Raw genomic sequence first — 14024 nt, 5'->3', positions numbered from 1 at the left:
GACCAACAGCTCACCCGCTCAGGAGCTTGCGGAGAAGCGGGTGCTCGAGCATCCAGACGCCGGTCAGTTCTCGCAGTCGCTCCTGATAGTGCTCCATCGGCTTGTACGCGCTTAAATAGGAGAACCCGGATTCTTCAAGGATGGCGCTGACATTGCACCACTTGAAGTCGATCGCCTTCTCAGATCGACCGGCGAGCATCCCTTCTACTAATCGACGGAAGTCGGCCTTCGAGAACCCGATGCCGGCATGCTCTAGCAACACCATGGCCGTGTAGCACTCGAGCGAGGCCCTGATCTCAGTATCCGACCAACTCTCATTCTTGGCCAAGCCCACCCCCTAGGGCCGAAAGCGCAGCTCCATATCCGAGGGGCATAGGGACTGCGTCGCCAATCCACTTGGCAAGAAGGGCCCGCGTCGGTGGCTGGGATGGATTCGGATTGAATGCATAAGTGTCGGGGAACCCTTGGATGCGAGCGGCTTCATGCGCCGTCAAGACGCGACGGCGAGTCGGATGCACGTATCTGCCCCGACCCGGCGACATGAATCCAGTGGTGATTGTCTGGGACGGTGCATCCTTTTGTAGGCGCCCGTAGACGGCCGTATAGGTGGTTCCACCCCTGTGGCTCACCGGGCGCTCCGGCAGTGCCAGGTCGTGCTCATCGTTGTCGAACAGCCAGTCGATCCGGCTCACGTTCTCGGCAGAGAGCCCGGTGACGGCGTCGAGAAGGCTGTCGCTCGTGATGTCCTCGAGATCCCCGATCGCCCACCAAACGGATCTCGGGGAATCCTCCCCCAGCGTGCGAGCGACCGTGTCCAAAGGAATGGGCGGCACCTCGCGCCGCGCGACTAGGAAGTGGCGACGCCTGGTTTGGGGCCAACCCATGTGAGCGGCTGACAGCATCCCAGTCTCGACGTGGTATCCGTTGCGCTCGAATAGGGATCTCGCAATCTCAACGACACGAGTGGAGTCGTTCAGGACCGCCGGGACATTCTCGATAATGCACATCGGCGCGCCGATCGCGACCGCGAATGCCGGCACGGTCAAGTACAGGCTGTTACGAGGATCCTCACGGCGGGTGTGGTTGTTCAGGTTCGAGTGGCCTTGGCACGGTGGTCCTGCCAGGACCAAATCGACCCCGTTGATCGCTTGCGAAAGCCCGCGGTCGGTCAAGTCCGGTGGATATGTGAAATCGGCACCTTCGGGCCGCTTGCGGACGCTGAAGTCGACTAGCCGAGCCACCGAATCAGTCGAACGACGGCGGGTCCCGTGGTTCGCCGCGTACACGACCGTGGCGTTCGGATCCTGATCGACCGCCAGCTCTGAAACCACCGTAACGCCGAGGTCAGAACACAAGGCCTTGAGTCCATTGGCCAAGCCACCGGGTCCACAGAAAAGATCGACGGTGCGCAGCACGCGACTCTCGACGACCCCTGGAACCGGAACGCTGCCCTCGAGGTAGGCGCGCCACCACGCGCCTTTGGGATCGGAGTTTGCCCAGTCGGGAGATGCCACGGATGACGTCGACCGGAGAGCGCCCAATGACAACCGATGCACGACGCGCCCGGCGACCCCCTCAAAGGTCTGCCTACCACCTTGCAGAGCCGAGTAAGTATCCATCACCAGCCGTTCAGTCACTCGGCATCACCCAACCAGAGATCATCGATGAGATCGCGCGCCTCATCGTCATCGTAAAGGTGCAACTCCACGTTCGTCCATGTTCGATTCACCCGGCGCGCTACTTGCCGAACCAAGGGGGTGCTGAGCCTCTCGTCCATCTGGCGAGACGCAAAGGCCCTCGCCACCGGCGGCGCGGTACAGGTTCGCACTCTAAGGATGTGACTGCGCCAGAAGTCCGTGGACTTGGGGATTCCACCAGCCAAACGCGCCCACTCCTGACCGCCGACTGCCGCCGCCCGAAGGTGCATTCGAGTGATGACTGACTCCGTACTGGAGGCAGCGTCCACATATCTCAGGTGGTTCTCACGCTCGAACGCTTCTGCCTCGCGCCACTTGATGAATGGCCAGAAGTACTTGAGGGCGAGGAACCGCCAGAAGCCCCGGTCATCCCGAATCTCGATCGGAACCGCCGCCAACGCGTCGTGAATGAGCACGCAGTAACGGCCCTCGAACATGTCCTTGTCGGAATCACCGGCGGACGTCATCTCGGCGAGAATCAGCGCCGCAGCCCGCTCAATCGGGCCGAGGTCGACCTCAGGGCCAACGCCCACCCAGTCGGCAAACGCCTCGATCGCAGGGGACGTCCCCTGCAAGAGCTGCCGAGCGAGCTCTGCGCACTTCGTTCCGGTCAGGACGGGGTAGGTCATGAGTCCCCGTCCTTCAGGACATTTACAAATCCGCTTGCCACATCGACGAAGTGCTCGGCTCTGGCGATGACGTACTCGGGGTCGTTGCGGACCATCACCAGAAGGGTTTGCCGATCGCCATCCAAGGCTTTTGGACCGGCGGCGAGCCGGATGACGCTACCGAGGAGACTCTCGCGAACATCGTCGTAGGCGACCGTCTCAAGATCCGGCTGACCTGCGGCGCGACGAACCACCGCGGCCACGAAGTCCTGGGCTAGCTGAAGCTGGATCGCTTTGCTCGCAGCCGACGTCCGACGAACGCTTAGCTGCGCGAGGATGTCTTCGTCGACGTAGAAGACTGGCTGTTCCTGCTCACGGTAGGGCTCGAGGAGATCGTGATCCCCGAACTGCAAATATCGAAGCGTGCGAGCCGGAAGGCCCAGTTGCTGTCGGAGCTCACCGGTCAGCGGAGTGGGCGGAAGCAGGGCTGGCGCGAGGTGCGTGTCGATTCGGAAACTGACCCGCGAGAGCCAGGTTCCTTTCTTCGACGGCTTCAGGGGCCGAGCATCGACGGCCTCCGAAAGCAGGAGATACACGTCGACACCGAATCCGTTGAACGGAGTGCGAAACGGGTCAGGACGTGGGTCAGCGGCGAGGTCGACAACGCGATCCAGACGATCGAGCTCCACAAGCGAAACATTGAGCACCACCTGCGACAGCTTCAGAAAGCCGCTCATCGCAACCGCAGCGAGACTCACAGACTCAGGGGCTATACCCGCCGCAACGCATGCCTCTAGGAGTCCAGCGCGGAAGGCCTCGAACTGGCCCTCGGGCACCCACTCCAGCGATACGGGCCTTATCAGGAACTCATGGATCTCTATGTCAGCTGCTAAACTTGAGTTGGGTTCACACGGTTCCTGGCCGAAGTAAAGGGTCGTGTGATCCAAGCACCGCTCAAGGGCATCAAGACCGACGAAGGGGCGGACCGTCCTGGTCTCTCTACTCATTCGGTAGCTATTCCCGAGTGAGCAACCTTTGTGATCTCGGCATTGGCAAATAGCCGTCCGGACCACCGGGGGTCATAGGGTTCCGAGCAGAAGCCGATCGCGATCGTGCTCTCGCGATCAAGCCTGGCACGGTACACCCCAGGCCCAACGGCGACGGCACCGTCGGGCGCTGAAAGGGTTAGGTCCGCCGACGCCCCGACGCGGCCATCTTCGATGAACTTGTAGGAGATCGACACCTCTACATCCGCCGATTCCCCGTCGTAATGGTCCGACAATGAGAACGTCGCGGTGCCCTCCATTTCGATCAATCCGTTTGAGGACTCCCTGGGGCCCTGCCTGAGATGAATCGAAATCTCGCGCACCTCGGGTACAGGCTGTCGAGTTCCCTTCCCTGCACCCGACATGACTCGCCGCATGATCTCATTGAAGAACGGAAGGTTCAGATCCTCGGGTGGGGGCACTGCCGGCTTGAGGCGACCGCGATGGTTGTTGACCGCAGAGCGAATTCGCTTGATGACATGGTCTGCCAAAGTCGCCGCATAGGGGTCGACCTCCCCGTCGCTTGGCTTGGTTCTCCAGGAATCGTGGGCCTTGGGCTCAGTTCGCCTCAACAGGTCGTCTATCTCGGAAGAAGCACTGAACGCCCCACGCAGATAGGGCGGACTCTGCCCAGCCACAAAGTACTCAACGACCATGCGGGGTCCCCTGGTCAGCGCAACGAGACTCTTTTGGCTGACCTCTTCGTCCTCGGGCCCGACCTGCGCGTCCGCGTAGGACCAGCCCGAAAGATCCGCGACCAAGCCCAGGTTCCCGACGGCGTCGAAACGTTCGCCATCTGGGGATGCGGCGCTCGGGCCTGACAGCTCGCTCGCCCACTCGTCGCGGCGAGCGTCTCGGCGTCCGACCGCCAGTTCCCACGCATCGATGAACGACCGCAGGGTCTCGTCCTGCATCGGGCGCGGCGGGTGGGACGACCCGTCTGCACCGGTGATATCGATGATGAAGTCGCCCTCGTGCAGGGCCGGCCACCATGATCGCTCGATGGCCCGCCTCAGATCCTCCGGCCCAACCGTTGGATCGATGAGGAGGAAGGATGTGCCGAGCCCAGCGACCTCATCACTACTTCTCGCGGTGAAGCCCATCGAGGCGGCGACGCTGTCTGCCTCATCATCGATATGGGGCTCGATTAGGCCACCTCTTCCGGTGCTGAGGCTTCCAATCCCGGTGAAATTGGCACCGCCGATGTCGTGCTGGCCCCAATACGTCATCCCCAAAAGCCGCCGGGTAACACCGGGGTCATCCTGCCGCTCGGCGAAGCAGCTGTACGCGATCACAGACCGTATCCGGGACCCGTTGATCAATCCGGCTTTCCCATACCCATATGACCCACCAGCGCCAGCCAACTTCTCGGTATACCCGAGGCTGACGAGAGCCAGATACATGTGTGACTTGTTCTGGGTCCACGGCCCATACATCCCGGTGGCACCGTGCTCAAGGATCCTCAGCACGCTCAGGGGGGCCCCCGAGTCATCGAGTTGATCAAGGCAGTCGTGCTGGCCCAGTCCAATCGACCGGCGATCGATCTGCCCGACCCGGTCGGCCAGGCCTGCCAGGTCGAGCGCCTCGATTAGCGCGCGTTTCTCATCACCGATCAAGTCGGCGAATTCGAAGGTGATCGAGAACTGATGATCCGCCGAGGGGCCTAGCTGCTCCTTGAGCTCGATCGCTGCGTCCCAGGAGTTCTGGATCACTTCGCGGGCAAGCAGAGTGGCGGCAGCAGGTGGTGCATCTTGAGCGAAGACGCCGGGCTGCTTGGGCTCCTCGTGTCGGAACAGTTTCGCGATATCGCCAGATAGACCGATCTTCCCAGCATCGGTCTGATCCCATAGCCAGTTCAAACTGTGTCCTCCCGCGCCGGGCCGCACAATAGACAGGCCGACCGGCGCGATGCCGGGGCTGGCGATTGCGGGTGGAGATCGAGGACTTTGCGACTTGGTCTAGCGTGTTGCAGGGGCGACCTCCTTGTTCATGACCTTATCGACGGCCTTGTAGGCAGGATTCAGGGAGTGCTTGATTAATGAGAGATCGACGGCAGCAAGCGATTCGGCGTCACCCCTTTTGACGCCTCCCATGATCGCTATCGACGTTGCCATATGGAACCGGTAGTTGCTTCGCTGCGTATTGGGAAATCTCGAGTCACGGAACCCCACCGTCCCTCAAGCGCCACCCCAATCGATCCCGGAGATCTCCGACAGGGTACGGGGGGCGCTCACGATCCTCTTGCGCCGGGCGACTGCGCGATTGCCCACAATCCGGAGCCTGTCAATGATCTCATCAAACTCCGCCGCCTCCTTGCCCGGAACGGCACGAAGGTCGGAGCGAAGGGCCCGGCGCGCTATGTCGCTAGACGCATGGTGCCAGCCGCCCCTCCACGTGATGTACTCAGATCTGCTGAGCGCGTTACGGAGTGACGCAAGTGAAAAACGGTATCCAAGCTGCTTGAGGATGAACGCCAGGCTGTCAACGTGGAGGGTCCCGACCGCGGCCAACACGAGTCTGGATACTTCCTCAAGATTGCGTGCTCCCGGCAGCGGGCCATGCCTGTAGAGGCCGTAAACGCCACGGCCTGTCCACACGAAACGCTTGTCGGCAGCCAGAACGGCGGTCGCCGTCATGTCACCAGCGAAGGTGTCGAAGTCCGCCTTGGCGATTCGCAAGATGTCGTAGCGAGGCAGCGGGTCCTGCGCTGTGCATAACACCGAGTAGAACACTTCGGCGAGACTCTTCGTTCTCGGGCCCTCGCACCTACAGCCGCCGGCCGCCACCTCCCATGGTGCGAGTATCGATCGGCACTTGCGGCACTTTGATAGAAGCGTCACGCGACCCTCCCGAGTCCGCGTGCCCCTTCTTCGAGCAAGAGGTCGAAACGTTCAGGAACTTTGTCATCCCACCAGCCCCATGCTCGATCCGAGTGGTGAGCCCACACGTCGAGTCGGTGCCGAAGATCTGGGGCCGCTGGCACAGGAGGAATCCGCCACGATCCATCTGGCTGTTGGGCGAGGACCGTACCGAGGGGCCGGATGAGGCTCGTCATCGTCTTGTGGTCAATCGCGCTGACGGGCTCCAGATCGCCAGGTCTCCAAACCAAGCGAGTGTCCAGTACGGTCGGAATCGGCCACCGGTCGGGAGTCACGACCACGATGCCGTGCTGGGCCGCATAGATGCGCATTGCCTCGGTTACCCGACCGGTGCCACCGAACACCCTGATAACAGGGACATCCGGCGGTCGTGGCCCCGAGAGCCAATAATCATCCGTCGCCGCCTTGAAACGCAACAAGTCGTTCTTTGGGATGGTTCCCCTGTACGCCTTCCATTCCCCGACGACCATCGCCTCGGCGCAACGGGTTTGCTCATCGAGTTGGTGGTACAGACCGGACACACTATGGCGCCCGAGTACGCGAAAGCCCTGAGCCGTAGGCAGTCCCGAAGCGTCCAGATGGTGTCGCACGCGTCTCTCAAAGGCGTGGCCTTCACCGGCCTGTCCAGCGGCGACATGCGCATGGCCCAGAAGGAACAAGTCCCTACACAACACGGCCAAGCTCACCGCGGTCAACCCGAACTCCAGTCCGGCGCGCCGGTTGGGCCCGCGAGGCTCGGCCGATCGTCAGCGTCGTCCTCGTCAGGTCCAAGGGCGTCGAGGTACTGGGCGACAATGTGGCCATCGATGACTTCGACGTTCTCTCCGGCGGCGTACTCGAATATTCCATGTGCTTTCCGGAGGATGTCCCTCGGCTTGCGATTCGAGCGCGCGAACATCGCATCAACGGCATCCTGGGTCATCGGGTGGAGATCGCCTGAACTCCTCTCACTGTCCGGTTTGCGCGCGGCATCTAGGTAGGTTCGGAGCAGCCCGGTGGCTTCTGCCACGGATTTCAACACCTCAAGGACCACAACACGGTGCCTATTGGCGAGTTCGTTCGGCTCGAAACTCGGGAGATCGGCCAACTGCCATGCCGACCCGATGACGAGCGCCGCACGGGGATGCATCGTCACGACGACGGCCAGCATGTCGGCCATTGGAAGCGTCTCGAGAATGACATCGCGGAACCGTTCGGTCTCAAGGTCACGCTTCGATTTCGCGGTCGTCGTCGACGCGAGGTCCTCCAATTGGTCGCAGCAAAGAAGCACATGCTTCATCCCGGCTGCTGATGCAAACAAGAGAAACGTCGACAGGAAGTTCGCACCGCTGCGAGTTCGTGTTGCCGGCTTGACCTGATCGAGGTAGTCGATTGCAAGCGACGGCTCGTCCGCGCACAAGGCCCTCACCAACTTCTCGTCAGGTGGGCCGAGCGTGCGTCCGCGCAACTTGCGTTGCTCCGCAAGAACGAGGTTGACCAATTCGGAGGGTTCGTCCGAGCCCGCGATAGCAGCAAGACGATTCCTCAGCCGCACGGCCAGCGTTGGCACATCATCTTCCGTCTTGAAGTCGACGGCATACTCAACGGCGGTGAAGAGGGCTGCAGCGAGACTACGGATCTGCGTCGTGTCGAAGCTCGTGAGCAGCCCGCAGATGGGTGCCTCTGCCGCGTCGCTCTCATCGAGGCCACACGACAGATACGCGGACTGACCGAAGTCTTCATTCAACGACCATGCGAGGTGCTGCATCAGCGCGGACTTCCCGAAGCCACGCGCTTCAGAGTCGGCACCCCCCAATCCCATCGACCAGAGAAACCCAAATCGGAGACCTGAGAACGCCGCGCCGAGTACAAACTTCTCGACCGCTTCCGTGTACTTGACGCCGTTCACTTGATCGTCGTACAGCAGGCCATTCTCACGACGATCCAGGCCGCCGAGCCGAACAATTCCGCTCGTGGGGAAGGGGTTGTCGGTGAGCTTCCAGTTGCGCCGGAGCCAGACGGTGCCAGCGGTTCGTGGTGTGTTGTGTGTCATTTCTTCTCCTTTTGGTCCGCGACCACGGTCATAACGTTGTACACACGGAGTTGTCCGGCTGCGGTCGGTATCACGAGCGGTCTGGTTGAGCCGGGCACGGCCCCGAGGCTCGCCCGGTCGAGGTGGATCTTGTACCCGACATCAGCATGTCCGCCGTGGACAAGCTCCGAAATCGCCTTGTCCCACTCCGTGTCACTGATCCTCATCCGCCAGCAAACAGCAGCGCGCAACTCCCACACGGGCGCATACATCGCTGCACCTGGCAGGCTTCGCCGCTCGTTCCAGGCTTCGATGGTGGCTCTTAGCACTCCCCCGCGGATCTCAGAGCCAACGCGCCGCGCGATCGCCGTTCCAACGCCTGCCGACAAGACCGATGAGGTCGCCCAGAAGCGCAGGGCGTACGGCTCAGGAGCGTGGTATGTGAAGTCCGCAAGGCCGAGAAATTTCGTCCAACGCCTCAGCAGCTCCATGCTGACGTAGTCGAGTCGAACGCCCGCCCCAGCGAAGGCGCACTTCGTCGCCGCTTCCTCACAAGTCTTGAGGAACCCGCGGCGTGTCTGGGGCTTGCCACGAGCCTCACGGCGCTGTGCGATTCGGGTCACATACGATCGAATTGACTCCTCGATCCGAGAGGGTGGAACGGACCAGCCGACAGAACCGGCCGCGACAGCGGCTTGAGTCACGCTGATCAAGTTGTCCAGATAGACCGCCTCGTGCTCATGTCGGTCCCACCGGAGCAGTGGCACCGTCATCGAAGGTGCGGTGGAGTCCTCGCGGGCACCGACCGCTCGGAGGAATCCTTCAAACTGTGGATGAACGTCGAGGAGCAACCCCACCAGATGGTCGTAAGCGGCACGCCTGTTAGCGCGTAACAGAGCGACCCATTGCTCCCCGGCTGGGCGCAGGTTGAACCTGTCGGCGAGGTGCAGATAGGCGGAGCGCGGCGTTGAGGGCAGGCTCTGAGATGGCTTCTCGATCCATCCCAATCGAACTCCCTCCTTGAGGACGTCGACCACGTTGTGGACATACTGGGTTGCGTCGGCTCGGACCCCCTCCCACTTCTTCTCCGAGAACGAGCCTTCGAAGTCCGCCGCGCGCTCAAGATCACGCGCCCAATCAACAAGGGCTATGCGGACTTCTCCGAATGTCGCCCCTCGTGACAGGGCCTCCATCGCCGCCTCAAGGTATGAAAGGTCCTGCAGCCGGGGAATCCCCGAACCTCCGACGCTCATGCGGCCTCCTCGAGGCGTTGCCCAGGGGCCGCTCGCCGATATGGCTGGGAGCGGCCGGCTGCCGACTCGAGACTATCGGCCCGGCTGGCATGCCACCTCCGGCAGCTACGGCGCTCAAAGATGGTGATGACCGCGTCTTCGCGGATCAGCAAGCAGACTCCCGGCAGAGTGTGCGGGTACGCGAAGCGGATGCCGGCCGCGGGCGCCACGGGCGTCCACCATCTCGGACGGGTGCGGATCGTTGCCGAGGCGGCGGCCTCCCGGATGCGTCGGGCAGCCTCGGCCGCTGTCACTGGTGCAACTCGTTCCTGAAATCTCTGGATTGCGTGGCGGGTGGGGAACACGACCTGTACCTCCTTGCGATTCGTTGACACGCAAAGGATTGCACATTCAGCTGCTCGGATCTTCGTGACAATCGCTCTCATGGGGGATGAGAGCAACAATCACAATGATATTAGTCCGCAATCTCAGTAGATGAGCCAATCTGGCACGGGGCGGAACCCACCGTCGTATTGACCGAGCAGCTTGGCCGAGTAGTCGTTCTCGCTGTGGGTGTACTGATCTCGGGGCTCCTCCCCCGGGTGCTGCAGTCCCCGCCCTTTGGTCCTTCCCCTGCTCAGGACAGAACACCACCGGTGGTAGACACCCCACCTCCCACCCCCACCACCTCGTACACCCGTTCCGGTTCGCTCATGTCCTTCAAGGGGCGCTCGCCCAGGTCGCGCAGGGTCACCGTGTTCGGCAGGGACTCCCGGGATAGTTCCCGGGTGGCCGCTGATACCAGCGTCTGGCCTCCGACGGCGATGGCGCGGAGGCGGGCGCAGCGGTTGACGGTCTGGCCGAAGTAGTCGCGCTCACGCAACTCGGCCTCGCCGGTGTGGAGGGCGGCGCGGATCGAGACGGGGCGGGGTGTAGGCCATTGGTGGGTGCGCAGCGCCTCCTGCAGCGCCAGCGCCGTCACGATCGCCCCCGCCGCATCGGTGAACACCGAGAAGGTGCTGTCGCCCTCACCCCTCCACTTGATGAGCATGCCTCCCCCACCCGTCACCGTCTGCCGCACCAGCAGGTCGTGGTCTCGCAGCGCCAGCCCCATGGCATCCGGATCCTCCTCCCATAGCCGGGTGGAGCCTTCGATGTCGGTCATCAAGAAGGTGACGATCCCCGTGGGGAGGGGGGCGGCGTCGAGCAGCCCCCGCAGCGTCACCGCTGCATGGGAGGCCAGGTCGGACAGCAGCCGGCTGTCATCGGCCGCCAACTCCTCGCCCGGGGCGACGTAAACGGAGATCGCCCCGAGCAGGTCATCTTGATGGGTCAGCGCGAAGCCGTGCCCCCCGCCGAGGCGGGCCGGGGGCTCGCCCGCCTCGAGCGGCACCGCCGCCGGCAACAGACCCTCGTCGGGGAAGGCGGCGGCGGGGCGTAGTTCGACCCCGTTCGACAGCCACACCATCGCCCGGCGGGCGGCGGTGGCCTCGGTGGCCAACCGGGCGATCTGGGGAAGCACCTCTTCGAGCGAGCCGCCGCCCACGCCGGCGAGAGCCTCATAGGGGGTGCGGCGCTTCCCGTACACGAGGCGGTTGGCGAGGCCCCGAGCCCGTTCCCGCAGCGGGTGGAACGCCAGCGCCACCAGCGCGGTGGCCACGACGGGCAGGTTGAAGTCGAGTTGCTCCGGAGACGGGCCCCACAGATCGACGAGGGCGCCGATGCCGACCACGGCTGCCACGTAGGCGGCGGTGAGGGTGGCCACGAGGATGGCGTAGGCCACGGTGCGGCTGATGATGCGGTCGATGTCGTACAGCCCGTAGCGAAAGATCGAGATACCGGCCGCCGCCGGCAGCCCAAGCCAGACTGCGGCTTCGATCACGCTGTAGGCGGCAGCGGGCACCGGCAACCCGAGCAGGTCGATCGCTACCACGTCGACCAACACGATGAACCCCACTAGAGCCCCGATGGCAAGAAGCAGCCACTTCAGCTGCTGTCGCTCGACCCCGCGAGCCCGGCGGAGGCGTATACCCAACGAGACCAAGCCGGCGAGGACGACTCCGAGGAGACCCACACCGAGAATCGCCCCCGGCAGGGAGGACTCCGGATTATCGATGCCCGCAATGCCGATCGGGTTGTCCACCGTGCGCACACAATCTTCCCCGTCAGACGCCCACTCGGCGCACACTTGATCGTGGAAGATCCAGAGGAACGCGAAGCAGGCGTATAACCCCAGGGCGGCATAGAGAACCCGTCGCCAGCGAGGGGACAAGGTCCGCCCCGAGGGAAAGAGCATGGGGACTATGGCGACCGTGAGGAACATGAAAGTAACCCAGCCGAAGCCGCCGAACAGCTCGCCGACGCCCCCCTCCGGCGCAAACCCCGCCATCAGGCCGCTGACGCCCATGCCCGCGAAGACCCACCCGATCGGGTTCCCGGGCCGCCGCCACAGCACCAGGGCTCCGAGCAGGCAGAAAGCCACCATGACCAGCCAGATGGCCCCGAACAACTCGCCCTTGAAGAAAGGCAAAGACACGCCCCCCATCGCCACGGCGAAGACGACGACGGCGGCAATCGAATGGAGACGGCGCCGGACCCCGGTGACGGTCACGCCGGGAACGGTAGTTTCAAGACTCGACAGGCCGCACGCGGTCCGCCGAGATCCAAGCGACCTCACTCCCCCGGGCCCTGGGGCGAGGCCGACGGAGGCCCGACCGCTGGCTCAGGGCGAGATCGGCCTCATCGCACTGACCGCCACCAAGTACCCGCTGGCGTCGTAGGCGGCGACGCTCCAGGTCATCCCCGCGGATACGCTCGGGCCGGAGAAGGCCGGGTCGATCAGGGGTTCACCGCCCACCGGGATGCTGGTACCGGTGGCCCACCCTGCCCAGTAGATGCTGCCGCCCGGTGCGTTGAGCGCCACCTCGTAGCCGACGGCGCCGTCGACCGCCTCCCACTCCAGGATGGGGCGGATGCCCACCCCGCTGGTCGCCGTGAGCAGGGTGATCTCCTGCAGGCCGAGCACGGCGGGCAGGTTTGCCGCGGGCTCGTCCCCGGGCTCGTCGCCCGCGGTGCTCGTGCTCGTCGTCGCCGCGGTGGTGCCGGCGGTTCCGGGGAAGGTCGTCGCCCCGTCGTCCCCGCAGCCCGATAGCAGCGCCGCCACCAGCACCAGGGCGCCGAGGCGGGTCATGCCGAGGCCCATCCGGTCGCCGGCCTCGTCTCCCCGCCCAGGGTGTAGTCCCAGCCCATGCGCGCCCCCCGGGTCACCATCAGGGTCACGTCGGGGTCGTCGGTGAGGCAGGGCGCCACCTCGCTGCACGGGTTGCCGGCGGCGTCGGTGCCGTCGGTCACCGCATTCGCCTGAAGAATCTCCTCGGCCTCGAGGCGGAGCATCTCCTCGGTGGTGACGGCGGTCTCGGGGAACGGCGATCCTTCGCCGATCGCCCCGGTGGCGGCGGCGACCCGCGTGAGTACGTCTACCCGGTACGCCGAGGCGTCGCTCTGTGAGAGGATCGCCTGGATCGACATGGCGATGAACCCGGCGATCCCGCTCTCCCATTCCTCGATCTGATCCTCACCGATCAACTCCCGGGCGCACTCCTTGAGGTTCTGGAATTTGTTGAGGGTCTCTACCGCACTCACCATCCGAGCCATCAGGGCCTCCGTGTTGACAGCGGGGAGGCCACCAACGTCCGAGGTGGCGCCCGTACCGGGGCCGAAGAGCGTGTCGCCCCAGTCGCGGAACCAGTCCCCCAAAGCCTCCTGCAGCTCATCGATCTGGTCCTGGGTGACCCGGTCGACCTCGAACGCCGTGAACGAGCCCTGGCGGACCCGGGGGGTCAGCCCCGCCGCCGAGACGTTGCTGATGAACACCTCGCCCCCCCAGCTACCCGAGGCGACCCCGCAATGGAGGCGTTCGATCTCCAGCTCGGTTGGGGGAACCAGGCCGGAGACGTCGACGTCCTGGGTCACCGACGTCGAGCCCGTCTCGACCACCACGGTCACCGTGCCCCCGGTGAGGTGGAGCACCGGCACCTCCGCGGTTCCCAGCACGTTGCCGAAGCCGGTGAAGGTTCCGCGGCCAGTGGCCGCCAGCCCGGGGCCGCTGAGTTCGGCACCGGCGCTGCCGGACAACGCGTAGAGGCCGGTGACCTCCTCGGCGATGACCTCGAGATGGAAGTCGCCGATCTGGTAGCCGTCCACCGAAACGCGCCCCTCCTCCCCGACCTCCCCGCTCAGCCCGGCCATGAAGGTGAGCGTCCCCGACCACTCCCCCTCGGTGAGCCGCAGGGGCTCGTGGCCGGCGACGGCGGCGGGCACCGCCGCTGCCAGCAGACCGAGGACGGTGAGCAGCAGGGCCGCGCGGCGAGACATGGATCGGGAGTCTACGAAAACGAGGGCCTCGATGCCCGTGAAAGGGACGAGGCCAGTTCGAGCGAAGCCCGCCGCCGTCTTCCCCAGCAGTCTCGCGAAGCGGCGGCCCTCGCTGTGAGTGTCGGGCCCATCCCCCCGGTGCGTTCGGCATGGTCGTTCGTCGCCCGTCGACAATCG

12 protein-coding genes are annotated in these 14024 nt (G+C 64.2%); all 12 read right to left on the bottom strand.

Annotated elements, in window-relative coordinates; genetic code table 11:
- Positions 1-10: 10 nt before the first annotated feature.
- Positions 11-328: a hypothetical protein gene (locus tag WD184_05330; GenBank protein ID MEX0826154.1), complete on the bottom strand. Its 318-nt coding sequence runs from the start codon at positions 326-328 to the stop codon at positions 11-13.
- Positions 315-1637: a DNA cytosine methyltransferase gene (locus WD184_05325; GenBank protein ID MEX0826153.1), complete on the bottom strand. Its 1323-nt coding sequence runs from the start codon at positions 1635-1637 to the stop codon at positions 315-317. The genes WD184_05330 and WD184_05325 overlap by 14 nt, the downstream gene beginning before the upstream one ends.
- A complete protein-coding gene (locus WD184_05320; GenBank protein MEX0826152.1) occupies positions 1634-2326 on the bottom strand; it encodes a hypothetical protein in 693 nt (230 codons plus the stop codon). Before WD184_05320 ends, WD184_05325 begins: the two co-directional genes overlap by 4 nt.
- On the bottom strand, positions 2323-3312 hold the full coding sequence (locus tag WD184_05315; GenBank protein MEX0826151.1) for a hypothetical protein: 990 nt from the start codon (positions 3310-3312) through the stop codon (positions 2323-2325). The genes WD184_05320 and WD184_05315 overlap by 4 nt, the downstream gene beginning before the upstream one ends.
- Complete coding sequence (locus WD184_05310; GenBank protein MEX0826150.1) at positions 3309-5210, bottom strand: hypothetical protein; 1902 nt, start codon at positions 5208-5210, stop codon at positions 3309-3311. The genes WD184_05315 and WD184_05310 overlap by 4 nt, the downstream gene beginning before the upstream one ends.
- 99 nt (positions 5211-5309) lie before the next feature.
- Positions 5310-5465 (bottom strand): hypothetical protein, encoded by a 156-nt coding sequence (locus WD184_05305; GenBank protein MEX0826149.1) that lies wholly within the window; start codon positions 5463-5465, stop codon positions 5310-5312.
- Between the two features lie 63 nt (positions 5466-5528).
- Complete coding sequence (locus WD184_05300) at positions 5529-6191, bottom strand: hypothetical protein (protein ID MEX0826148.1); 663 nt, start codon at positions 6189-6191, stop codon at positions 5529-5531.
- A gap of 730 nt (positions 6192-6921) precedes the next feature.
- Complete coding sequence (locus WD184_05295) at positions 6922-8118, bottom strand: hypothetical protein (protein ID MEX0826147.1); 1197 nt, start codon at positions 8116-8118, stop codon at positions 6922-6924.
- Between the two features lie 140 nt (positions 8119-8258).
- Positions 8259-9434, bottom strand: coding sequence for a hypothetical protein (locus tag WD184_05290; protein ID MEX0826146.1), 1176 nt, complete (start codon positions 9432-9434; stop codon positions 8259-8261).
- 676 nt (positions 9435-10110) lie between these two features.
- On the bottom strand, positions 10111-12084 hold the full coding sequence (locus WD184_05285) for an adenylate/guanylate cyclase domain-containing protein (protein MEX0826145.1): 1974 nt from the start codon (positions 12082-12084) through the stop codon (positions 10111-10113).
- 111 nt (positions 12085-12195) lie between these two features.
- A complete protein-coding gene (locus WD184_05280; GenBank protein ID MEX0826144.1) occupies positions 12196-12663 on the bottom strand; it encodes a hypothetical protein in 468 nt (155 codons plus the stop codon).
- A complete protein-coding gene (locus WD184_05275; protein MEX0826143.1) occupies positions 12660-13847 on the bottom strand; it encodes a hypothetical protein in 1188 nt (395 codons plus the stop codon). Before WD184_05275 ends, WD184_05280 begins: the two co-directional genes overlap by 4 nt.
- Positions 13848-14024 lie beyond the last annotated feature (177 nt).

The organism is Acidimicrobiia bacterium (assembly GCA_040878325.1).
Lineage (GTDB): Bacteria > Actinomycetota > Acidimicrobiia > Spongiisociales > UBA11373 > JAUYIV01.
Note: the sequence above shows the minus strand (reverse complement) of the source record. Positions and strands in the feature narration are given on the sequence as shown.